Here is a 23,459-nt window from a genome sequence, read left to right as displayed (position 1 = left end):
GCCCAACGGCCCGCGCTTCCACAAGAAGCCGGGCCGCCTGGTTCCCGGCCTTGCGCCGGGCACCTTCCCAGTCGGCGGCCCGTCCCGCCACCCGCCCCCAGGGCACGAGAGCGACGCCACAAGCGTCGCTCTTTTTTTGCCTGGCGTTCCGGCAGCCCTTACCGGGTTCGCCGCTGCCGCTGCAGCCGATCAGGTACGGAAGCACCGCACCCGTTGGTTCAGCTCGTTGCCAAGGTCGGTGAGGTTGTGAGCCTGGCGCTGGCCGCTGTCGGCGGCGACCCGGACTCCCACAACTTCGCGGTGAAGAACGGCTGCAACCTGATGGTCACCCCGCTGATGAAGGGTGACGAGGAAATGGTGGACCTGAAGAACACGTTCGAAGCTGCCCTGGCCAACAACCCCGATGTACCGCGCCCGCAACTGATGGTGCTGCGCCACACCCATGTGCACAGCATGGGCGACCCGGAAGGCTGGAAGCCCGACGCCGTTGCCATCTCGCGCTTCTACCGCACCTTCGACGCCTGGTTCGGCAACAAGCAGCCCCGGTCAACGGCATCCTGCCGCCCAGCCCGGAAGAGATGTTCAGGGACCGCTCCGAATTCGAGCTGGAGAACATCCGCATTTCCCTGAATGCCCCGGTTGCCCGGAGCGAGGGCAATCGTGAGAAGCTCGCGACCTCCAGACAGACGTCGATGAGGAAGTCGCGGCATGCATTTCACCCACATGTCCGTCGCCCGGAAGCTGAAGTTCTACCAACTGGTGGCGTTCGACCAGGTCCTGCAGAGTGGCTCCCTCTTGCGTGCGGCGCAGGCGCTCAACCTCACCCAGCCGGCGGTGACCAAGATCATCCATGAGCTGGAGTCCTACTTCGGTGCACCCCTGCTGGTGCGCAGCAACCGGGGTGTCAGCGCCACGCCCCTGGGCGAGCGGGTCGCACGCCGGGGCAAGTCGCTGCTGGCCGAGCTGCGCGCGCTGACGGACGAGGTCAACGCCTACCAGGAAGGCACCTCGGGCCACGTCGTGGTCGGCACACTGATTTCCGCATCCAGCTCCTTGCTGCCCCAGGCCCTGCAACTGCTCAAGCAGCGGGCGCCGAAGGTGCTCGTCTCCCTGCGCGTCGGGCAGATGGATCAGCTTTTCCCGGCCCTCACGGTGGGTGAAGTGGACCTGGTGGTCGGGCGCGTGCCGGATGACTGGCGCACCCACCGCAAGGCGTCCCAACTGGACGTGACGGTGCTCTACGGGGAAGAGCTGGCCATCGTCGCCGGCGCCCGCCACCCGTTGCTCCGGCAGCCCACGGTACAGCTCGGCCAACTGCTGGACTGCCCCTGGGTCCTGCCGACCCAGGACTCGCTGCTGCGGCGCACCGTGGATGGCCTGTTCCACGAAACCGACCTGCCCCTGCCGGGCAACGTGGTGGAGTCGCTGTCGATCCTCACCAACATCAGCCTCATGCAGGACCAGCAGACCGTCGCCGTCATGCCCCTGGAAGCCGCCCGGCAGTTCACCGAAGCCGGGCTGCTGGGCATCCTCGACCTGGGGCGCCGTCTGCAGTTCGGTGACATCGGCTACTTCCGCGCCGGCAACCGGGACCTCGGCCCGGCCGTGCACCTGTTCCAGCAATGCCTGGAGGAAGCCGGCGCGCTGCAGCGCGCGGCACCTGCGGACCCTCCAGCTATTCCATAAACAAATATCAGAGAACCATCTCTTCATTATTCGCTTATAGGACGCCTCCCTAGACTCCTCCGAAACCCCTGGAATCGGAGGCCGCTGTGTCCAATCCCCCCGCCCTGCTTCGCCATTACGTGAACGGCGAATTCGTCACCACGCCCCGGACCTTCGACAAGCTGTCCCCCATCGACGGCCGCCTGCTCGGCCGGGTCTGCGAAGCCGATGCCGAGCTGGTGGACCGCGCCGTGGCGGCAGCCCGGTCGGCCCAGGAAGGTGCCTGGGCCCACTACAGCGCCAGCCAGCGGGCTGACGTACTGCTGCGCATCGCCGAAGGCATCGAGCGGCGCTTCGACGCCTTCGTCGCCGCAGAAGTGGCCGACACCGGTCGCCCGGTGCACCAGGCGCGGACCCTGGACATCGCCCGGGGCGTGCAGAACTTCCGCACCTTCGCCGAGCTGATCCGCCAGACCGGGGGCGAGTACTACGAGATGCGCACCGCCGAGGGCGAAGACGTCTTCAGCTACACCCTGCGCAAGCCCCATGGCGTGGTGGCGATCATCTCGCCGTGGAACCTGCCGATGCTGCTGCTCACCTGGAAAGTGGCGCCGGCGCTGGCCTGCGGCAACGCGGTGGTGGTCAAGCCCTCGGAAGACACCCCCTCCACCGCCACACTGCTGGCGGAAGTGATGCAGGCCGCTGGCGTGCCGGCGGGGGTGTTCAACCTGGTACATGGCTTCGGGCCGAACTCCGCTGGGGAATTCCTCACCCGCCACCCGGGCGTGGACGCCATCACCTTCACCGGCGAATCGCGTACCGGCGCCACCATCATGAAGGCGGCCGCCGAGGGCGTGCGCGAAGTCTCCTTCGAACTGGGCGGCAAGAACGCCGCCGTGGTCTTTGCCGATTGCGACTTCGAGGCCGCCGTCGCCGGCGTGCTGCGCTCCAGCTTCACCAACAGCGGGCAGGTCTGCCTGTGCTCGGAGCGCGTCTATGTCGAGCGACCGATCTTCGAGCGCTTCGTCGCCGCGCTGAAAGCCGGTGCCGAAGGCCTGAAGATCGGTTACCCCGACGAGCCCGACGTGAAGATGGGCTCGCTGATCTCCCACGCGCACCGCGACAAGGTGCTCGGCTACTTCGAACTGGCACGCCAGGAAGGCGCCACCGTGGTGACCGGTGGCGACATCCCCCACTTCGGCGACGACCGCGACCAGGGTGCCTACGTGCGCCCCACCATCTGGACCGGGCTGGCGGACGACGCCCGCTGCATGCGCGAGGAAGTCTTCGGGCCGGTCTGCCACGTCGCCCCCTTCGACCGCGACGACGAGGTCATCGCCCGGGTCAACGACTCCGACTACGGCCTTGCCGCCGCCATCTGGACCCGCGACCTGAAGCGTGCCCATCAGGTATCCCGGCGCCTGCGCGTAGGCATGGTGTGGGTGAACACCTGGTTCCTGCGCGACCTGCGCACGCCCTTCGGCGGCGCCCGCCTTTCGGGGCTGGGCCGCGAAGGGGGCCGCCACTCCCTGGACTTCTACTCCGAAGCCACCACCGTCTGCGTCAACCCCTGAGCAGGAGCGACTCCATGCATCCAGCACTCCTCGAAGCCGCCGAACGCCTGCGCCAGGCCGAGCAAAGCGGCCAACCCTGCGCCCCGGTGCGCGACCTGATCGCCCGCGCCCTGGACGAAAACCCCGGGCAGGACCCGGTCGCCCTGGCCTATGCCATCCAGCGCAGCAACACCCAGGCAGCCCGTGACGCCGGCCTGCGTCCGGTGGGCCGCAAGATCGGCCTGACCTCCCGCGCCGTGCAGCAGCAACTGGGGGTGGACCAGCCGGATTTCGGCCTGCTGTTCGCCGACCACGCGCGCGGCGACGGCCAGCCCATTGCCTGGAGCGACACCCGGCAACCCAAGGTCGAGGCGGAGATTGCCCTGGTCCTGGAGCACGACCTGCCCCACGAACGCCACACCGTCGCCGACCTGATCCGCGCCACCGCGTTCGCCCTGCCGGCCATCGAGGTGGTCGGCAGCCGCATCGCCAACTGGGACATCCGCCTGGTGGACACCATTGCCGACAACGCCTCCTCCGGCCTGTTCGTGCTCGGCACCCGGCCGGTCAGGCTGGGGCAGCTCGACCTGGTGCGCTGCGGCATGAACATGACCCTGCGCGGCGAGCCGGTTTCCGTGGGCGCGGGAGCCGCCTGCCTGGACAACCCGCTCAATGCGGCCGTCTGGCTGGCCGACACCATGGCCCGCCTGGGCGAGCCCCTGCGCGCCGGCGACATCCTGCTCACCGGCGCCCTGGGCCCCATGGTCACGGCCCGGCCGGGGGATGTGTTCACCGCCCATATCCAGGGCCTGGGCAGCGTCAGCGCCGCCTTCGCCCGCCAGGACTGAGGGGATCGTCCATGCCCAAGAAACGCACAGTCGCCATCGTCGGCTCCGGCAACATCGGCACCGACCTGATGATCAAGATCCTGCGCAACGCACAGCATCTGGAAATGGGCGCCCTGGTCGGCATCGACCCGGCGTCCGACGGCCTGGCCCGCGCCGCCCGCCTGGGCGTGGCCACCAGCCATGAAGGCGTCGAGGGACTGACCCGCCTGCCGGTGTTCGACGAGATCGACTTCGTCTTCGACGCCACCAGCGCCACCGCCCACGTGCAGAACGACGCCTTCCTGCGCAGCGTGAAGCCCGGCATCCGCCTGATCGACCTGACCCCGGCAGCCATCGGCCCCTATTGCGTGCCGGTGGTGAACCTGGAGCACAACCTGCACCTGCACAACGTGAACATGGTCACCTGCGGCGGCCAGGCCACCATCCCCATGGTGACGGCGGTCTCGCGGGTGGCCAAGGTCCACTACGCCGAGATCATCGCCTCCATCGCCAGCCAGTCCGCCGGCCCCGGCACCCGCGCCAATATCGACGAGTTCACCGAGACCACTGCCAAGGCCATCGAGGTGATCGGCGGGGCGGCCAAGGGCAAGGCGATCATCATCATGAACCCGGCCGAACCGCCGCTGATGATGCGCGACACCGTGTTCGTGCTCAGCGACGCCGCCGACCCGGCGCAGGTCGCCGCCAGCGTGGCGGAAATGGCCGCCGCCGTGCAGGCCTACGTGCCCGGCTACCGCCTCAAGCAGGACGTCCAGTTCGACCGGGTGCAGGACCTGAACATCCCCGGTCATGGCCGCTTCAGCGGGCTCAAGACCTCCATCTTCCTGGAGGTGGAAGGAGCCGGCCACTACCTGCCGAGCTACGCCGGCAACCTCGACATCATGACCTCCGCCGCGCTGGCCACCGCCGAGCGCATGGCCCAGGCGATGAACCACGGCTGAGGAGACGCCCCATGGCATTCGACCCGAGCAAGAAGCTCTACATCTCCGACGTGACCCTGCGCGACGGCAGCCACGCCATCCGCCACCAGTATTCGATCGAGCAGGTGCAAACCATCGCCCGCGCTCTGGATGCAGCCCGCGTGGACGCCATCGAAGTGACCCATGGCGACGGCCTGCAGGGCTCCTCCTTCAACTACGGCTTCGGCGCCCACAGCGACCTGGAGTGGATCGAAGCGGCAGCGGAGGTGATCGAGCACGCACGCCTGACCGTGCTGCTGCTGCCCGGCATCGGCACCGTGCACGACCTCAAGGCGGCCTACGACGCGGGAGCCCGCAGCGTGCGGGTGGCCACCCACTGCACCGAGGCGGATGTGTCGAAGCAGCACATCGAATACGCCCGCCACCTGGGCATGGACACCGTCGGCTTCCTGATGATGAGCCACATGATCCCGGCCGAGGAGTTGGCGAAGCAGGGCCAGTTGATGGAGCGCTACGGCGCAACCTGCATCTACATGGCCGACTCCGGCGGGGCGATGAACATGAACGATGTGCGCGAGCGCATGCGCGCCTTCAAGGCCGTGCTCGCCCCCGAGACCCAGACCGGCATGCACGCCCACCACAACCTGTCGCTGGGGGTGGCCAACTCCATCGTCGCCGTGGAGGAAGGCTGCGACCGCATCGACGCCAGCCTCGCCGGCATGGGTGCCGGGGCCGGCAACGCGCCGCTGGAGGTGTTCATCGCCGCCGCCGAACGCCTGGGCTGGAACCACGGCACCGACCTCTACCGCCTGATGGACGCCGCCGACGACCTGGTACGCCCGCTGCAGGACCGCCCCGTGCGGGTGGACCGGGAGACCCTCGGCCTTGGTTACGCCGGGGTGTATTCGAGCTTCCTGCGTCATGCCGAGGTCGCCGCGCAGAAGTACGGCCTCAAGACCCTGGACATCCTCGTCGAGCTGGGCCGCCGGCGCATGGTCGGCGGCCAGGAAGACATGATCGTCGACGTCGCCCTCGACCTGCTGGCCCGCCAACCGGAGAACCGCCCATGAGCCTCGACATCCGCCCCATCGCCGCCGCCCTGGACCAGGCCGCGCGCCGCGCCGAAGCCCTGCCGCAGTTCAGCGCCACCACGCCCTTTTCGCTGGACGAGGCCTACCGCATCCAGCGCGCCTCGATGCAGCACCGCTACGACGATGGCGAGCGCAGCATCGGCATAAAGCTGGGCTTCACCAGCCGCGCCAAGATGATCCAGATGGGCGTGGACAGCCTGATCTGGGGCTGGCTCACCGACGCCATGCTGGAGGAAGACGGCGGCCTGGTGGACCTGTCGCGCTACATCCACCCCCGCGTCGAGCCGGAAGTCTGCTTCCTCACCCGCCGCGACATCGACCGCCCGCTGACCCTGCTGGAAGCCGCCGACTGGATCGAAGCGGTGGCACCGGCCCTGGAGATCATCGACTCCCGCTACCAGGCCTTCGCCTTCACCCTGGAAGACGTGGTGGCCGACAACTGCTCCTCCTCCGGCCTCACCGTCGGCCCCTGGTCCCGCGACGTCTCCGGGCTGGCCAATGCCGGTGTGGTCATGCGCCTGGACGGCCGAGCGGTCCAGGTCGGCTCCACGGCGGCCATCCTCGGTCAGCCCCTGCGCAGCCTGGCGCACGCCTCCCGCCTGCTGCACGACGCCGAGTGCGTGCTGCCGGCCGGCAGCCTGGTGATGGCCGGCGCGGCCACCGCCGCCGAGGCCCTTTACCCCGGCGCCCACGTCAGCGTCGAGATCCTCGGGCTGGGCGAGAGCCACTTCACGGTCCGTGCCTGACCCTTCGCCGCCCTCACAAGGAGCCACCATGACCGCCGATAACCGCTCCACCGTCGTCCCCGGCAAGGCCAAGCCCCGGGGCCGCTTTCCCCACATCAAGCGCGCCGGCGACCTGCTGTTCGTTTCCGGCACCAGCTCGCGACGCCCGGACAACAGCTTCGCCGGCGTCGAGGTCGATGCCCTGGGTACCACCCGGCTGGACATCCGCACCCAGACCCGGGCCGTGATCGAGAACATCCGCGACATCCTCGCCAGCGAAGGCGCACGCCTGGAGGACCTGGTGGAGATCAGCAGCTTCCTCGTCGATATGAACGACTTCGGTGGCTACAACGAGGTCTACGCCGAGTACTTCGACGAGTCCGGCCCCACCCGCACCACCGTGGCCGTCCACCAGTTGCCCCACCCGCACCTGCGCATCGAGATCAAGGCCATCGCCTACGCCCCCCGCCACCGCTGAGGACAGAACAATGCACAAGAACCACTTCAGCCCGCCGCTCAACTTCAACCACTGGATCGAGGCAAACGCCCACCTGCTGCGGCCCCCCGTCGGCAACCGGCAGGTCTGGCAGGACAGCGACTTCATGGTCACCGTGGTCGGTGGGCCCAACCAGCGCACGGACTTCCACGACGACCCGATGGAGGAGTTCTTCTACCAGTTCAGGGGCAACGCCTACCTGAACATCTGGGACCGCGGGCGCTACGACCGGGTGGAGCTGCGCGAGGGCGACATCTACCTGATGGCCCCCCACGTCATCCACTCACCGCAACGCCCGGAGGCGGACAGCCTGTGCCTGGTCATCGAGCGCCAGCGCCCGATCGGCCTGCGTGACGCCCTGCAATGGTCCTGCGCACGCTGCGGCACCCTCGTCAAACGCTACGAGATGCAACTGGAGAGCATCGTCAACGACCTGCCACCGGTCTACGAGCAGTTCTACGCCACCTCCGAACAGGCCCGCCGTTGCCCCGAATGCGGCGACATCCACCCCGGTCGCGACTGGCAGACCTGGCACCAGACCCTCAACGAGTTCCACCGCCTATGAAGATCGACATCCACTCCCACTTCTTCCCGCCGATCAGCCAGGACGAGGCCGCCCGCCTCTGCCCCGAGCGCGCCCCCTGGCTGCGCGCCGAAGGCCGCAGCGGGCAGATCATGGTCGGCACCACGCCGTTCCGCCCCGTGCACGACGCGCTCTGGGACCCGCAGCGCCGCCTGGAGCACCTGGACGAACAGGGCCTGGACATCCAGGTCATGTGCGCGACCCCGGTGATGTTCGGCTACGACCAGCCCCTCGAACGCGCGCTGCCCTGGGCGCAGTTGATGAACGACCGCGCCCTGGAAATGGCCAACCACGCGCCGAACCGCCTCAAGGTGCTGGCCCAGGTCCCGCTGCAGGACATCGACGCCGCCTGCCGCGAGGCCAGCCGGGCCGTGGCGGCCGGGCATGTGGGCGTCCAGATCGGCAACCACGTCGGCAACCAGGACCTGGACCAGGACGGCCTGGTGACCTTTCTCCACCACTGCGCGACCGAGGGCATCCCGCTGCTGGTGCACCCCTGGGACATGATGGGCCGCGAACGCATGAAGCGCTGGATGCTGCCCTGGCTGGTGGCCATGCCGGCAGAAACCCAGTTGGGGATTCTCTCGCTGATCCTCTCCGGCGCCTTCGAGCGGCTGCCCGACACCCTGCGGCTGTGTTTCGCCCATGGCGGCGGTGCTTTCGCCTTCCTGCTGGGGCGGGTGGACAACGCCTGGCGCCACCGCGACATCGTCCGCGAAGACTGCCCCAACCCGCCCTCCAGCTACGTGAAGCGCTTCTTCGTCGACTCCGCCGTGTTCGACCCGCGCGCCCTGCAACTGCTGGTGGACGTCATGGGCGCAGACCGGGTGATGCTGGGCTCCGATGCACCCTTCCCGCTGGGCGAGCAACGCATCGGCGCCGGCGTGCTGGAACACCCGCACCTGACCGAGGCCGACAAGGCCCGCATCGTCGCCGGCAACGCCCGGCGCTTCTTCAACCTCGACTGAACCGCCGGGCCGATGGACATCGTCTTCCACCGGCCCGCAACGCCCGTGCCCATCCCTTCCGAGAACAACTCCAACAAGGAATCCGCCATGAACGCGCGCGTACACGCCCTCACCGAACTCATCGACCGCAGCCCGATCTCCGCCTTGCAGGTGCGGGTGCTGGTGCTCTGCTTTCTCATCGTCCTGCTGGACGGCTTCGACACCGCGGCCATCGGCTACATCGCCCCCGAGCTGATCCGCGACTGGGGCATCGAGCGGACAGCCCTGGCCCCGGCCTTCGGTGCGGGCCTGTTCGGCATGCTGCTGGGCAGCTTCTGCTTCGGACCGCTGGCGGACCGGCACGGGCGCAAGGCGGTGCTGCTGGTCTGCGTGCTGATCATTGCCGGCGGCACCCTCGCCTGCGCCCTGGCGCCGTCCATCGAGGTGCTGGCGGCGCTGCGCTTCGCCACCGGCATCGGCCTGGGCGGGGTGCTGCCCAACTGCATCACCCTCTGCTCGGAGTACTCGCCAGCCCGGCGGCGCATGCTGCTGGTCACCCTCAGCTACTCGGGCTTCACCCTGGGGCTGGCGCTGGGCGGCGGGCTGGCGGGTTGGCTGCTGCCGCTGATCGGCTGGCAGGGGCTGCTGCTGGTCGGCGGCCTGGCACCGCTGCTGCTGTGGCCGGTGCTGTTCTACGGCTTGCCGGAGTCGGTGTGCTTCATGGCCAGCCAGGCGCGTCACCGGGCAGCACTGGTGCGGGTCCTGGAGCGCATTGCCGGCCAGGGTGACTGGGCCAGCCGCCTGGACACCCTGGCGGCCGCCCCGTCCCACACCCCGGCGGTTCGCGCATCGATCGCGGCGTTGTTCAGCGCCGGCCAATTGCCGCGCACGCTGCTGCTGTGGCTGACCTTCTTCTGCTGCCTGTTCGTCTTCTACCTGCTGACCAACTGGCTGCCGACCGTGCTGCGCGCCAGCGGCTACGCGACCACCGAGGCCGCCCACATCAGCGCGATGATGCCGTTCGGCGGCGTGCTGGGCGGCATCGCCATGGCCTTGCTGATGGACCGCATCGGCGCCCTGCGCATCCTGCCCTGGCTGTGCCTGGTGGCCAGCCTCGCCCTGGCGCTGGTCAGCACCCAGTTGGGCAGTGCCTGGGGCACCCTGGGCATCGTGTTCCTGGCCGGCTTCAGCCTGACCGGTGCGTTGAACAACCTCAGCGTGGTGGCCGCCACCCTCTACCCCATGACCTCGCGCGCCACCGGCGTTGCCTGGGCCCTGGCCGCCGGCCGGGCCGGTTCCATCATCGGTTCGATGCTGGGGGGCTGGCTGTTCGCCGAAGCGGGCGAGCTGGGCCGGTTCTTCGTCTGGATCGCCCTGCCGGTGCTGCTGGCGAGCCTGGCCCTGGGGCTGATGCAGCGCATGGCGAGTCGCCAGGAGGCGATGGCCGCCACCGCGTAACGCGACAGCGGCGGGCACAAGAAAGCGGGCAGCGCCCACCGGCGTTGCCCGCTTTGCTTTGCAGCGTCTCAGCGGCGCAAGGGCAGCGGGGCTGGCGCCTCACCGGCGACCGGCCGCGATGCGCGAAAACGCAGCAGGTAGATGAGCGTCATCACCCCCAGGAACGGCAGGCCCCAGATCAGCGTCAGCGAGAAGGCTTCGGTGAACAGCGTGGTGACCATCACCGCGAGCATCAGCAGCAGGCCGGCCAGGCTGGTCCAGGGGTAACCCCAGAGGCGGAACTCCAGGGTGTCGACGGCCTGGCGCCGGCGAAAGAGCAAGTGGGTGAGGAAGATGCCGGCCCAGGTGAACATGGCGCCGAACATGGCGATGGACATCATCAGGGTGAAGGCCCGCTCCGGCTCGACGATGTAGAGCAGCGTGCCCAGACCGATGCCCAGGGAAGACAGCAGCAGCGCCGCCAGCGGAACGCCACGCCGGCTGACCCGTCCGAACAGGGCCGGTGCCTGGCCGGCGCGGGCCAGGCTGAACATCAGCCGCGAGGTGATGTACAGCTGGCTGTTCATTGCCGAGAGTGCGGCCACCAGCACCACGGCGTTGAACAGGGCCCCGGCGAACGGCACGCCGGTCGCCTGCATCACCAGGACGAAGGGGCTCTGGCCCCCGTCGTTCTGGCGCCAGGGCAGGATCGCCAGCACCAGCGCCAGGGTCAGCAGGTAGAACAGCACCAGCCGCACCAGGGTGATGCGGAACGCACGGGTCACGGAACGCTTCGGGTCACGGGCCTCCCCCGCTGCCACGGCGATCATCTCGATGCTGAGGTAGCTGAAGAACGCCACGATCACCGCCACCCAGGTGCCCCAGTAGCCATGGGGGAAGAAGCCGCCGTCGCGGGTGTAGTTGGCGAAGCCGATGGGGCCGCCGGCCGGTGCATCGAAGACCACCCAGGCGCCCAGCAGGATGAACCCGACGATGGCGCCGAGCTTGAGTACCGAGAACAGGTATTCGACGGTGCCGAACGCCTGCACGCTGAGGAGGTTCACCGCCACCAGCGCGGCGGAGAACGTGACCATCCAGTAGCCGCCCGGCACGTCGGGGAACCAGTAGGCCATGTACAGGGCAGCGGCGGTGATCTCGGTGCCGACGGCGAAGACGATCGAGGTCCAGTAGGCATAGCGGATCAGAAAGCCGAACCAGGGCGCGACGTAGAACTCGGCGAACGACCCAAAGGACCCGGAGGTGGGATGGCGGACGGTCATTTCCGCCAGGCAGCCCATCAACAGCAGGGCGATCACCGCGCCAATGGCGTAGCTCACCAGCACGCTGGGGCCGGCGAAGCCGATGGCGAATCCACTGCCGAGGAACAGGCCGGTACCGATGGCGCCACCGATGGCGATCATCGACAACTGGCCGCTGCCCAGGCTTTGCTTGAGGCCCTGCTCGCGCTGGGTCAGGTCATCGAACGTGCGTGTTGTTCTTGTCATGTTCGCAACTCCTGTGGAGGGGTGGGTCAGATCACCGACTGCAGATCGACGCCAAGGGGGTCGTCGAGGTCAAGGCGCTCGCAGTCGGCGCGACTCGAGCGAGGGGGAATCGGCATGGCAACTCCTGATGGATGCTCGTGGGCGGTTCCGCAGGCCGTGTGGCATGCGCTCTCCAGGGATGCTATCCAGCGTCGCCATTACTCAAAAATAGAAAACGGGCTCGCGTCTATTCCTATTCGGAATACTCGGAGTGACCTGCATCCTCCATCAGGGCGCGATCAGCTCGATGAAGGCACGCGACAGCGGCGAGCGCTCGTCGTCCCGGCGTACCAGCCACACGGCGGTGGTGGCGCCGGCGTCCAGCAGCGGGCGGTAGACGACGCCGTCGAAATGCATGCGGGTGAAGGACGCCGGCAGCACCGAGACCCCGAGTCCCGCTGCCACCAGCCCGATCAGGGTCAGGGCGCTGTGGGACTCCTGGGTGATGCGCAGGCTGAAGCCGGCCTCGTGGGCCAGGGCGATCACCTGGTCGTAGAGGCCGGTGCCGGCATTGCGCGGGAAGTACACGAAGGGTTCGGCTGCCAGCTCCGCCAGGTGCAGGCCGGCGCTCTCGCCTGCCAGCCGGTGCTGGGCGGGCAGCACCGCCACCAGCGGCTCGCGGAACAGCTCCACCGCCACCAGAGACTCGGGCAACGGCAGCGGGCGGATCAGCCCCACCTGGATGCGCCCGTTGAGCAGCGCGTCGGCCACCTCCCGGCTGTTCAGCTCGTGCAGCTCCAGTTGCACCTCGGGGAAGGCCTGGCGAAAGCGCAGGATGGCGCCGGGAATCACCGAGGTGAACGGCGCCGAGGAGGTGAACCCCAGCTTCAACTGGCCCAGTTCACCGCGCTGGGCGCGGCGCGCCACCTCGGCGGCCTGGCTCACCTGGGCGAGCACCTGGCGGGCCTCGTCGAGGAACAGCCGCCCGGCCTCGGTGAGGGCCACGCGGCGGTTGGTGCGCTCGAACAGTCGCGCCCCCAGTTCCTCTTCCAGGGCCTGGATCTGCTGGCTCAGGGGCGGCTGGGAAATACCCAGCAGTTCCGCCGCGCGGCCGAAGTGGAGTTCGTCGGCGACGGCAATGAAGTAACGCAGGTGGCGGAGTTCCATGGCAGCGATTGATAGGTTTCAGATATCAAAGATGTCGAACAATATATTGGAAACGTGTATTGCGCACCGATAGGCTTTCCCCGTCCCCCAGAGCCCGCCAGCAGCGGGCCACGGCCCTGATGGGCCGACTTGCCTGATTCGCGTGATGAGGTCCCCGATGAACCACCCCGAGCGCCAGACTGCCACCGGCGCGCCCGCCGAGCCGCCTTCCCATATCGAGAAAGGCAGCGCCACCTTCCTGCGCACCAACCTGGCGCTGTTCTGCGGCGGCTTCGCCACCTTCGCCCTCCTCTATTGCGTGCAACCGATGATGCCGGTGCTGGCCCAGGCGTTCGCCATCAATGCCGCCGAGGCCAGCCTGGTGCTGTCGGTGTCCACCCTGGCGCTGGCGGTGGGCCTGCTGTTCACCGGCTCGCTGTCCGACGCCCTGGGGCGCAAGCGGGTGATGGGCGTTTCGCTGCTCTGCGCAGCCCTGTTCACCCTCGCCAGCGCGGCCATGACGCGCTGGGAACTGGTGCTGCTGATGCGTGTGCTGGTGGGGCTCTCCCTCAGCGGGCTCACGGCCGTGGCCATGACCTACCTGAGCGAGGAGATCCACCCGGCCCACACCGGGCTGGCGGTGGGCCTGTACATCGGCGGCAACGCCATCGGCGGGATGAGCGGCCGCCTGGTGGCCGGGGTGATGGTGGACTACCTCTCCTGGCACTGGGTGCTGGCCTGCATCGGCCTGCTGGCGCTGCTCGCCGGCCTGGTGTTCTGGCGCCTGCTGCCGGAGTCCCGGCACTTCCGCCCCCGGCCGATCACCCTGGGCAACCTGGCCGGCGGCTTCGCCCTGCACCTGCGCGATGCCCGGCTGCCGGTGCTGTTCGTCGAGGCCTTCCTGCTGATGGGCAGCCTGGTGACCTTCTTCAACTACATCGGTTTCCACCTGCTGCAGGCGCCCTACCACCTCAGCCAGGCGGCGGTGGGTATGCTCTCCATCGTCTACCTCTCCGGCACCTACAGCTCGGCCATGGCCGGCTCGCTGGCCGACCGGGTGGGCCGGCAGAAGGTGCTGTGGGTGATGATCCTGCTGATGCTCGGCGGCTTCGGCCTCACCCTGCTGGCGCCGCTGCCGCTGATCCTGTTGGGCATGCTGCTGTTCACCTTCGGCTTCTTCGGCGCCCACTCGGTGGCCAGCGGCTGGGTCGGCCGCCGTGCCACCCAGGCACGCGGCCAGGCGGCCTCGCTCTACCAGGCGTTCTACTACACCGGTTCCGGCGTGGCCGGCAGCGTCGGCGGGCTGTTCTGGCACCAGGCCGGCTGGCACGGCATCGGCCTGTTCGTCGGCGGCATGCTGGTGCTGGCCCTGGTACTGGCCATCGGCCTGGCACGGCGCCCCCTGGGCGATCCGGGCCCCTGCCCGGGAGGCCCGCGCTGAGCCCGTTGCCTGGCTGGCGGAATGCCCTGCACCTGCTTTAGTAAGGAGCTGTAGGCAACATCGCACCAGGGAGGGCACGTGAAAGACCAATACAAGGCCGAACAGGAACGCATCGTCTGGCGCCGCGAGACGCTCGGCATCGACACCCCGTCGGAACCGCGCCGCCGCCCCTGGGCCCTGGCCCTCTCCGGCGGCGGCATCCGCAGCGCCACCTTCTGTTTCGGCGTACTCCAGGCCCTGGCCCGCGCGCCCTACGCCCCCGCCAACCGGCCCCTCGGCAGCAATGGCGACGCCCACACCGAACGCCTGCTGCCGCGCTTCGACTACCTCTCCACCGTGAGCGGCGGCGGCTACATGGGCTCGTTCTTCTCCAGCCTGTTCCAGCCCGGGCGTCTGCGCTCCAGCACGGGCACCGAACAGGCCCAGGCGCGCCAGGCCGCCGAGAACGCCTACCGGGTGCTGGGCTACCAGCCGCCGGGGCGCATCCACTCCTCCACCGACTACCGAGCGGCGCCGGTCGGCGCCGGGCCCACCGCCTGGCTGCGGGAAAACGGCCGCTACCTGACACCCACCGGCGCCGGTGACCTGATCTACGCCCTGGCAATGACCTGGCGCAACTGGGTGGCCGTGCACCTGGTGATCGGGTTGCCGATCCTGCTGGTCACCGCGCTGCTGGCGCTGACCCAGGGCGTGGCCTGTTCGCGCTGGAGCCTGTTCTGCGACCACCTCCTGGCCATTCCCCTGTGCATCGCCCTGGTGGCCGTGGCCCCGCTGATGATGGCGTACTGGCTGATCTACTCACGCAAGACCCAGGACGAACGGCCCACGCTGCGCAACTGGGCCGCCGGCAGCGCCCTGGCGATGGCAGTGGTGCTCACCTGGGTATCCATCACAACGGACAAGCTGCCGACGCCCGCCCGCGACCTGCTCTGGGTAGTGGTCACGGTGCTCGGCCTGGGGCTGGCCTGGTGCGCCGCCCTGGTGACCTCCCAGTACCGGAAGCAACGCCCCAATGAGAAGGACGATGGGCTGGATGCCGACAACGTGCGCAACTACCGCCTCAGGGCCACCCGGGCACTGAGCAAGGCCATTACCTGGGCCGTTGCCGCCCTGGTGCTGGTGCTGGTGCACCAACTGACGTTCGAGCTGTACACGGTGCTGGCCCGTCACTGGCAGGGCAGCCTGACCTTCAGCGTGCTGCCGGTGCTGATCTGGCTGGTGCGTCACCTGGCCCGCAGCCGTGACGAAAAGCCCGCAACCGGGCTGCTGAAGAAGCTGCCCCTGGACGCCCTGGCACTGGTCGCCGGCCTGGCCCTGCTGCTGGCCGTGACCCTGGCCTGGGGCCTGCTGGCCCACTGGTTCGCCTGGAACGGGCAGGTGCCGGGCGCCCACGCGGGTGACACGCAGCTCTTCCGCTTCGGCCTGCTGGCGGTCATCGCCCTGGTGATGACGGTGGTCACCGGGCAGTTCATCGGTTTCATCAACCTCTCCAGCCTGCAGGCGTTCTACTCCGCCCGCCTGACCCGCGCCTACCTGGGGGCCTCCAACGGCCAGCGCTTCGACGTCGCCTGCGCCCAGAGGCGGCGCATGAGCGTGTCGCAGACGCTCTCGCAGGACGACATTTCCCTGCAGGACTACTACGGCAGGCGCACCGCCGGCCCGCTGCACCTGATCAACGTCACCGTGAACCTGACCGTGGACCCGGCCGAGCAACTGGTGCAGCGCGACCGCAAGGGCAAGCCGCTGTGCGTGGCGCCCTACCGCTATGTGCCTGGCGGCGAGCAGGATCAGGTCACCAGCTTCATCCTCGACGGCCAGCGCAAAAGCCGGCTGCCACCCCACGGCCGCGGCGAGATCAACCAGCCGCTGAGCCTCGGTCAGTGGGTGGCCACCTCCGGCGCCGCTGTCAGCACCGGCCTCGGCCGCCAGACCAGCCTTGGCCTCTCGCTGCTGCTGGGGCTGGCCAACGTGCGCCTGGGCACCTGGTGGCAGAGCAACTTCGTCGACCGCACCAAGCCACTGTCGCGGATCGACGAAGCACCCTCGCACTGGCTGCCGACCCAGACCTACCTGTTCTACGAACTCACCGCGCGCTTCCACGGCCATCGCCGCGACAAGCTCTACCTCACCGACGGTGGCCACTTCGAGAACACCGCCACCTATGAACTGCTGCGCCCCGCCCGCGACATCGAACTGGTGGTGATGTGCGACTGCGGCTGCGACCCGGAGTACCGCTTCGACGACCTGGCCAACCTGGTGCGGCTGTCGCGCATCGACCACGACCTGGAGATCGAGGAAGACCCCGGCGTGCTGCGCCACCCGCTGCTGTCCCAGGTGTTCGGCAGCACACAGAGCCTGCGTGCCGCCACCGAACCGAGCGACCGCCGCTGCGCCGTACTGCTCAACGTCTTCCACACGGACCGGGAGAAACCCGACAGCTCGCGTCGCCTCACCAGCCGCATCCTGCTGATCAAGCCCCGGCTGATCGAAGGCGTACCCACCGATGTACTGAACTACGTGCGCGCCCACCCGGACTTCCCCAACCAGACCACCGGCGACCAGTTCTTCGACGAAGCCCAGTTCGAGAGCTACCGCCAACTGGGCCTGAGCATCGGGCAACTGCTGTTCGGCGACGTCCAGCGCCCCAACAACATCGCCCACGCCCTGTCGCGCTACCTGGCCAAGCCGGTGCTGGAGGATGCCGCCGGGGAGTGAGTGCACGGGCCGGGACGGTTCCCTGTGAACCGTCCGACGGGCTGCGTAATGGCGCATTGACAGCCCGGTCGATTTGCGCAAAATCCGCGCCTTGCCATCAGGGAAGACGCCGCTTTGAACGCCATCCAGCACGCCGCCCGGGAACTCCGCTCGGCCATTCGCACCGCCACCACCGGCCTCGTCGGCCGTGAGCAACTCGCCGAACTCATCATCCTCGCCGCCGTGGCCCAGGAGCACCTGCTGGTGGTCGGCCCGCCCGGCACGGCAAAAAGCGCCGTGGTGCGGCGGGTGGCCCAGGTGCTGGGCGGCCGCTACTTCGAATACCTGCTTGGGCGTTTCACCGAGCCCAGCGAGCTGTTCGGCCCGGTGGACCTGCGCAAGCTGCGCGAAGGCACGGTGGAAACCGATGTCAGCGGCATGCTGCCGGAAGCCGACGTGGCCTTCCTCGACGAGGTGTTCCTCGGCTCCACCGCCATCCTCAACACCCTGCTCGGCGTGCTCAACGAACGGCGTTTCCGCCGGGGCCACACCGAGCTGCGCTGCCCGCTGCGGGTCTGCGTCGGCGCAGCCAACGGCCTGCCGGAAGACGAAGCCCTGGCGGCCTTCGCCGACCGCTTCCTGCTGCACCTGTTCGTCGACACCGTGCCGGACCACCAACTGGAAGCCATGCTCGCCGGGGGCTGGAAAGCCGAGCAGCTACCCGTGCTGGACGCGCATCACCTGGGCCACCTGGACACACTCTGCGGCGCCCTGCGCCAGGTCGACCTCGACAGCGTGCGCCCGGCCCTGGCCGACGCCATCCGCCGCCTGCGCCAGGCCGGCATCCCGCTTTCCGACCGGCGCATCGTCAAATCGCAACGCCTGATCGCCGCCGCCGCACTGCTCGGCGGCCGCCAGCAGGCCAGCGAGGCGGACCTCTGGCCGCTGCTCTACGCCCTGCCCACCCAGGCCATGCAGCAACAGGCCCGCGAGGTCCTGCGCGAACTGTTCGCCCAGGCCAGCAACGACAACCTCTTCAGCGCGGTGGAAGAAGCCACCCTGCAGCCGCTGTCGCGAGCCAGCCGCCTGGCCGAAGAAGCCCGCGCCTGCCTGGACGAGGCCGAAGGCGCGAACCCGGAAGCGGTGCTGCGGGAGATCGACGCCAACTTCCTCGCTGACGCCCTGCCGCCGGAGCTGGCCGAGCTGCGCGAGCGCCTGGTCGCCCGCCTCGCCACCCCCGCATGAGCGCCCTGAAACAGGCCTGGCGCTGGCAACCCCGCGCCCAGGCCCCGGAACCCCGTGCGGCCCTGGCCTGGGGCGAAGCCTCCCGGCGCCTGCACGCGCGCCTGCTGGCCCTGCACGCCGGGCAACTGGCGGGCCTGCAGGCCACCGCCGCCGATGACCTGCTGGTGGTGATCGGTGAGGCCGACGCCCTGCCCTGGGTGGAGGGCATCGACTACGCCGCCCCTTGTGAAGGTGCCCCCGAACTCTGGCTGCCAACCCGGCTGTGCCCCGATGCGCCACTGGACCTGCTCGCCCGTGCCCTCGCCAAGCGCCACGGCCGCACCCCGCTGCTGCTCTGGCCCGCGCCGGCCAGGACGGTGCCGCTGGACCGCCAGTTACCGCTTTCCGAAGGTCACCTGGCGCGCATTGCCGAACATTGGGCAGCCCCATGAGCCTGCAGTTACCCGACGCCCTGGCCCACTGGGGCCAGCCTCTCCAGGAACTGGACAGCGAGCTGGCCGAAGCCCTGGCCGACCTGGCGCAACGCCTGCACAACCTGGTGGGGCCGGTTCAGCGCCGACAGAGCGGCGAGCTGAAGGAGCCGGACGGTTTGGGCGATCTGCAGCGGCGCGGCCCCTATGAGCGCCTGCTGCCCAGCGAGTGGTTGCTGGCCGATGCATTTCCCGACGAGTTCCTGCGGCGTGCCGCCAGCGGCGAGCACCTGTTCCTCGCCTCCGAGGCACGCGCCTGCCAGGGCAACCGCACGATCATTGCCCTGTTCGACGCCGGCCCCCGGCAACTGGGCGCCCCACGACTGGCCCACATTGCGATGCTGATCCTCCTGGCGCGCCGTGCCCAGGCCGTGGGTGGCGAGTTGCGCTGGGGCATCCTCCAGCAACCCGGCTGGATCGATGGCGTGCGCGGCGCAGTCGACTTCGCCCGCCTGCTCGAAGCCCGGCGCTGGCAAGCCGCCGCGCCCGATGACTGGCGCGCCTGGAACGACCTGCGCAACGCGCTGCCCGCAACGCCGGACGAATGCTGGCTGATTGGCGCCCAGGCCACGGATGACGGTTTCAGCCACCGCCTGCACCTCTCCACCAGCCTGGATGGCGAAGCGCTGGAGGCCGAGCTGCACCTGGGCAACAGCCGACGCGCCCTGAACCTGCCCTTGCCGAGCCCGGCCATCGGCAGGCGCCTGCTTTCAGGGCAGTTCGCCCTCGCCGGGCAGGTGCCTGCCGGGCACGCCGAGACCCTGAACGTGGAGCGTGTGGCATTGACCTTGCCACCGATCATTTCGCGCTCCGGGCAGATGGTGGCGTTGGCGCTGCTCGATCAGCCCGGCGTACTGGTGTTCAAGCTGCCGGCCCTGGGAAGCAAGAAGAAACCCAGGACCCGCCGGCTCCTCTGGAGCACGGGGGAGCAGCCGCTGGCCCTGGCGTTCACCGGGCGCAGCCTGGGCGGCGTGATGGACGCCGGTCCCGACCTGCGCTTCTGGCAGTTGTCGCCCTTGAGTACCGCCACACGTCCGCCACAGGAGGTACTGAGCGCTCCACCAGGCACCGCCAGGTTGCTACCCCTCGCCCTGGTGGACAGCGTCCATGACGGCGAGCGCCTCTACCTGCTGGATGCCCAGGGGCGACTGCTGCACTGGCACCACCAGAGAGGCCTCCCCCGCAGCCAGGAGCCGCTTCTGGAGCGCGTAGAAACAGACGTGCTCGCCATGAGCCACCTCGACGATGGCCGCCTCTATTACCTGCACAAGCGTGACCAGCGCTTCATCCTCCAGGAGGTGCTGTCGGGCCACCGCGTGAGCACGCCCCTGCGCCTTGGCGAGGTAGGTGAAGCCAGCAAGGCCTTCATGGCCCGGTTCAGCACCACCAGCACCCACCCGGCATGCGCCCTGCTACTGAGCGCAACGCCACAGGAACGCTGGCGGCTGTGCCGCCCCGAGGATCGGCAAGGCGGCGCTGCAGGGAACTGGACACTCGACGTGCCCCCGGGCTGGAGTGCCCAGGGCCTGGTGGCCGACCCCGACGCCAGGGGGTTGCTGCTGGTACTGATGTCCGGCGATCACAAGCGCCTTGCCCTGTATGACAGCAGTGCGCTCCGGAGCATCGTCGAAACGCCCGATGCCATTGCGCGGCTGAGCGTCTGTGCCAGCAGCGGCCTGCTGGCGGTCCTCAGTCAGGCTCGCGAGCTGGTGCTCTATTGCACCCGGCACCATGTCGTGCGCCTGCGGGCCTCCTGCACCCGGGCAAATGACCAGGGAGGCACGCCATGAGTGCATCGGCCCCCCGCGTTCGTCAGCCCTCGCTCAAGGGGCGCCGTCCGGTCGCAGGCCTGTGGCTGCCTGCCGACTGGCTGGCGGTCGAGGTCCGTGCGGCCCTGTTGCTGCGCCATTGGCGGGCCGGATCGGCAGCCTGGCGCTTCCCCGAGGGCGACCTGTTGCGCTTCAACGCGACCGTTGTGCAGGACTGTGACGCGCTGGAGGGCTGGCCGCTGCTGGCCTTGGAGACCGGTGGCCTGTGCTCGGCCGAGCTGACGCAGGAAGAGCAGGCAACGCTGCCGACCGCCGATCTCTGGCTGGTACAGGGTGGCCGCGTCACCGCGCTGGACCTGCATCAGGCCGAACGCCTGGCGCTGGAGGACTGCCTCGATCTCGACGGCCACCCCTGGCAGGACACCCATGACTGCCGGGACGCCCTACCGCCGCTGGTGATCGAAGAGCTGCCGCCCGCCAAGGACATCCACACCATCCTCCAGGGCAAGGTGAAACCACCCAGCCCACAACGCGAGGCCTTCCTCCAGTCACTGGCGAAGCAGCCTCCGGCGCGTGCGCCGGGCAAGCGGGCTGCTGCGCAGACCACCTCCGGAGGCGTCGGCAAGGGCCTGCTCATCTGGTTCGTGCTGTTCGCCGTGGTGATCCTGGGTAGCCACCTGCCAGACGCCTTGCACCTGGCCCAGGACGCGGTGTCACCCTCGGCCAGCACGGCTCCGCTGGCCCAGGACTCCGACGATCCATCCGGCCCCGGGGCGCTCCTGTTCGTAGCCGCCCTGCTGATCGTCATCACCCTGCTGCTCATCGGCGCCTTGCGCCGGTTCTTCTCCGGCGCCCCCCAGCACTGGACGGCAGCCCCCACGCCGGTCGCCAGTGCGCGCGCCCTCCCTCCCCGCAGGAGCCAGGCGCCGGCCACCCCGAGCCGCTGGCGTCGCCTGCTCACCAGCCTGGCCATCACTTCCCGCTTCAGCGCAATGCTCAACCGCCGCCAGAGTGCCTACCTGCGGCGCATGCTCAACCTGTTCGAGAAGGGCGACATCGACGAGGCGCTGCGTCACGCGCTGCCCCTGGGAGGCGAACAGGGCAGCCTGGGCCAGGCATTCGGCACGCCGGACCGCCGCGACGACCTGTCCCTCGGGCGGCCCTCGGGCCCGGGGGCCTCCATCTCCCTGGGCGAGGACCTGGAAGCCCACCTGCGCAAGGTCTATCGCCAGCACTTCGAGAAACTCGACCGTGCGGGGCGCATCGACGAAGCGGTCTTCATCCTCGCCGAGCTGCTCAAGGTGCGGCAGGAGGCGCTGGACTACCTGGAGCGCCACCAACGCTTCCGCCAGGCTGCCGAGCTGGCACTGGCCTGGGACATGTCGGCCGACTGGATCGTGCGCCTCTTCTGCCTGGCCGACGACTGGAAGACGGCCCTGCAGGTGGCGCGCCGTGACGACGCCTTCGTCAGCGCGGTGCAGATGCTCCAGACCAAGTGGCCGCAAGTGGCCGACCGGCTGCGCATGGAATGGGCCGAGATGCTGGTAGCGCGCGGCGACTGGTTGAAGGCCGTGGACGTGGCCTGGCCGATTCCCGAGGCACGGGATCGTGCGGTGCAATGGCTGAGCCAAGCCGAAGCGGCAGGCGGCAGCCTGGGCACCGAGGCCCTGGTGACCCGCGCTGCCCTGCTGCCGGACACCCTGGAGGCCTATGCCGCCCCCCTGCGTGCGCTGCGCGACGACCCGGCACGTGTCCGGGATCGCCAGGCCCTGGCCCGCGCCCTGTTGTGGGTCGGCACCAAGAACCGGCACACGCGGGACAACCGCTCACTGGCCCTGCTGGCCCGGATGGTGCTGCCCGCCTTGCTGGATGACCACGCCACCCAACGCGCGAACCTGTCCAGGTCCGAGCTGGACAGCCTGCTCAAGCTCAGCCGGGACACGCTGCTGCAGGCCGACCTGCCGCCCCGCGGGTTTCCCAAGGGGCGTGCCACCCCCTTGCAGCGCGCCACCTCGCCACTGCATTGGCAGGCGCCCCCCGCCGGGCAGCAGGCGATTTTCGACGCGGTGGCCCTGGAGGACCAACGCACACTGGTGGCCCTCGGGGAAGCCGGTGCCCAGGTACTGGATGCCCACGGGCGTGCAGTATTCAGCTTCGCCGAACCGGCACACCGCCTGGTCATCGCGCACAACCGGCGCGTTGCCCTGGCCATGGCACGCCGCGACCAGGTCTGGCGCATCACCAAACTGGACCTGGTCAGGCGCACGGCACGGGACCTGGGTGTCCTGGAGCTGCACGCCCACTCACCGGTCTTCGACGGCATCAGTTGGGCCATCACCCTGCGGGACAGTGTTCGTGTCGTGGACGTCGACCGCGCGTTCGCCGTGCTCTGGCACGTCAGCGACCTCAAGGGCGACATCCGCCTCTTCCACCACACCGAGCACTTCGAGCAGTGGTTGGTGATCGGCGCAGACGGGTCGCACGTGCTCTGGCGCTACACCCTGCCCTCACGGCGCCTGGCCGAGCGCAGGCCCGTGGACGCCCCCCTTGAGCAGCAACGAATTCTCCCCAACCCCCTGGGCGGGTTGCTGACCTTCACCTGCCAGGACGGCGCCAACGGCACGATGACCCTGACGATGGAAAGCACCGGTGGGCGATGCGACATCCCTCTGCCCGGGACCACGCCGGAGCAGGTGGCGGCGCTGGACCTGGAGGTGCTCCCGGAGTGGCTGCTGATCGGCCTCGCACCCCAGGGCAGCACCCGGCAATGGCGCCTGGTGAGCCAGCAGTCGCTGCAGGCCTGCGCAGTGCTGGACTGGCCGGCGGACGCACTGCTGCAGGTGCGTGCCCAGTCGCACGACTGGCGTCTGTTCGACCAAACGGGACGCCTGCTGCGCCTGGACACCCTGACCAGCGAACTCCGCGAACTGCGCGGGTAAGCGGCC

Annotated in this window: 18 protein-coding genes and 1 pseudogene; 17 read left to right on the top strand and 2 right to left on the bottom strand. The window is 69.2% G+C overall.

Going from position 1 to position 23,459, the window contains the following annotated elements:
• Positions 1 to 276 precede the first annotated feature (276 nt).
• The 11 genes and pseudogenes from A7D27_RS21405 to A7D27_RS21355 form a co-directional block, all read left to right on the top strand.
• Positions 277 to 620: pseudogene (locus A7D27_RS21405) on the top strand (LLM class flavin-dependent oxidoreductase); the annotation flags it as partial.
• Positions 621 to 708: 88 nt separating this feature from the next.
• Entirely contained in the window at positions 709 to 1,686 is a 978-nt protein-coding gene (locus A7D27_RS21400; RefSeq protein ID WP_069566024.1) for a LysR substrate-binding domain-containing protein, read from the top strand.
• Positions 1,687 to 1,772: 86 nt separating this feature from the next.
• On the top strand, positions 1,773 to 3,239 hold the full coding sequence (locus A7D27_RS21395; protein WP_069566023.1) for a 2-hydroxymuconic semialdehyde dehydrogenase: 1,467 nt from the start codon (positions 1,773 to 1,775) through the stop codon (positions 3,237 to 3,239).
• Positions 3,240 to 3,253: 14 nt separating this feature from the next.
• Positions 3,254 to 4,066 carry a fumarylacetoacetate hydrolase family protein gene (locus A7D27_RS21390; protein ID WP_069566022.1) on the top strand — a complete coding sequence of 271 codons (813 nt, stop codon included), beginning with the start codon at positions 3,254 to 3,256 and terminating at the stop codon, positions 4,064 to 4,066.
• An 11-nt stretch (positions 4,067 to 4,077) separates the two neighbouring features.
• The gene (locus A7D27_RS21385) at positions 4,078 to 5,007 is read left to right on the top strand and encodes an acetaldehyde dehydrogenase (acetylating) (RefSeq protein ID WP_069566021.1); all 930 of its coding nucleotides are present in this window, start codon (positions 4,078 to 4,080) and stop codon (positions 5,005 to 5,007) included.
• 11 nt (positions 5,008 to 5,018) lie between these two features.
• Positions 5,019 to 6,056, top strand: a complete 1,038-nt coding sequence (gene dmpG / locus A7D27_RS21380; RefSeq protein ID WP_069566020.1) for a 4-hydroxy-2-oxovalerate aldolase — start codon at positions 5,019 to 5,021, stop codon at positions 6,054 to 6,056.
• Positions 6,053 to 6,823 carry a 2-keto-4-pentenoate hydratase gene (locus A7D27_RS21375; RefSeq protein ID WP_069566019.1) on the top strand — a complete coding sequence of 257 codons (771 nt, stop codon included), beginning with the start codon at positions 6,053 to 6,055 and terminating at the stop codon, positions 6,821 to 6,823. The genes dmpG and A7D27_RS21375 overlap by 4 nt, the downstream gene beginning before the upstream one ends.
• 28 nt (positions 6,824 to 6,851) lie before the next feature.
• The gene (locus tag A7D27_RS21370) at positions 6,852 to 7,280 is read left to right on the top strand and encodes a RidA family protein (RefSeq protein ID WP_069566018.1); all 429 of its coding nucleotides are present in this window, start codon (positions 6,852 to 6,854) and stop codon (positions 7,278 to 7,280) included.
• A gap of 10 nt (positions 7,281 to 7,290) precedes the next feature.
• Entirely contained in the window at positions 7,291 to 7,863 is a 573-nt protein-coding gene (locus tag A7D27_RS21365) for a 3-hydroxyanthranilate 3,4-dioxygenase (protein ID WP_069561272.1), read from the top strand.
• Positions 7,860 to 8,849 (top strand): amidohydrolase family protein, encoded by a 990-nt coding sequence (locus tag A7D27_RS21360; protein ID WP_069566017.1) that lies wholly within the window; start codon positions 7,860 to 7,862, stop codon positions 8,847 to 8,849. Before A7D27_RS21365 ends, A7D27_RS21360 begins: the two co-directional genes overlap by 4 nt.
• 87 nt (positions 8,850 to 8,936) lie before the next feature.
• Positions 8,937 to 10,286 (top strand): MFS transporter, encoded by a 1,350-nt coding sequence (locus tag A7D27_RS21355; RefSeq protein WP_069566029.1) that lies wholly within the window; start codon positions 8,937 to 8,939, stop codon positions 10,284 to 10,286.
• A 68-nt stretch (positions 10,287 to 10,354) separates the two neighbouring features.
• On the opposite strand, the gene A7D27_RS21350 is transcribed toward A7D27_RS21355, so the two are convergent.
• Both A7D27_RS21350 and A7D27_RS21345 read right to left on the bottom strand, forming a co-directional pair.
• Positions 10,355 to 11,770 (bottom strand): amino acid permease, encoded by a 1,416-nt coding sequence (locus A7D27_RS21350; protein ID WP_069561275.1) that lies wholly within the window; start codon positions 11,768 to 11,770, stop codon positions 10,355 to 10,357.
• A 267-nt stretch (positions 11,771 to 12,037) separates the two neighbouring features.
• On the bottom strand, positions 12,038 to 12,916 hold the full coding sequence (locus A7D27_RS21345) for a LysR family transcriptional regulator (RefSeq protein ID WP_069561276.1): 879 nt from the start codon (positions 12,914 to 12,916) through the stop codon (positions 12,038 to 12,040).
• 145 nt (positions 12,917 to 13,061) lie between these two features.
• On the opposite strand from A7D27_RS21345, the gene A7D27_RS21340 reads away from it, so the two are divergent.
• The 6 genes from A7D27_RS21340 (at position 13,062) to A7D27_RS21315 (ending at position 23,453) form a co-directional block, all read left to right on the top strand.
• A complete protein-coding gene (locus A7D27_RS21340) occupies positions 13,062 to 14,336 on the top strand; it encodes an MFS transporter (protein WP_069561277.1) in 1,275 nt (424 codons plus the stop codon).
• 78 nt (positions 14,337 to 14,414) lie between these two features.
• Positions 14,415 to 17,051, top strand: coding sequence for a patatin-like phospholipase family protein (locus A7D27_RS21335; RefSeq protein ID WP_069566016.1), 2,637 nt, complete (start codon positions 14,415 to 14,417; stop codon positions 17,049 to 17,051).
• Positions 17,052 to 17,165: 114 nt separating this feature from the next.
• Positions 17,166 to 18,275 carry an AAA family ATPase gene (locus A7D27_RS21330; protein WP_069561279.1) on the top strand — a complete coding sequence of 370 codons (1,110 nt, stop codon included), beginning with the start codon at positions 17,166 to 17,168 and terminating at the stop codon, positions 18,273 to 18,275.
• Complete coding sequence (locus A7D27_RS21325) at positions 18,272 to 18,706, top strand: hypothetical protein (protein WP_069566015.1); 435 nt, start codon at positions 18,272 to 18,274, stop codon at positions 18,704 to 18,706. The genes A7D27_RS21330 and A7D27_RS21325 overlap by 4 nt, the downstream gene beginning before the upstream one ends.
• Entirely contained in the window at positions 18,703 to 20,535 is a 1,833-nt protein-coding gene (locus A7D27_RS21320) for a hypothetical protein (RefSeq protein ID WP_083265727.1), read from the top strand. Before A7D27_RS21325 ends, A7D27_RS21320 begins: the two co-directional genes overlap by 4 nt.
• Positions 20,532 to 23,453, top strand: a complete 2,922-nt coding sequence (locus A7D27_RS21315; protein WP_069566014.1) for a bpX6 domain-containing protein — start codon at positions 20,532 to 20,534, stop codon at positions 23,451 to 23,453. Before A7D27_RS21320 ends, A7D27_RS21315 begins: the two co-directional genes overlap by 4 nt.
• Positions 23,454 to 23,459: the final 6 nt, after the last annotated feature.

This window comes from Pseudomonas sp. 1D4, assembly GCF_001728925.1.
GTDB classification, from domain to species: domain Bacteria; phylum Pseudomonadota; class Gammaproteobacteria; order Pseudomonadales; family Pseudomonadaceae; genus Metapseudomonas; species Metapseudomonas otitidis.
The sequence above is the reverse complement of the archived record's forward strand: the minus strand, read 5'-3'. Positions and strand labels throughout refer to the sequence as shown.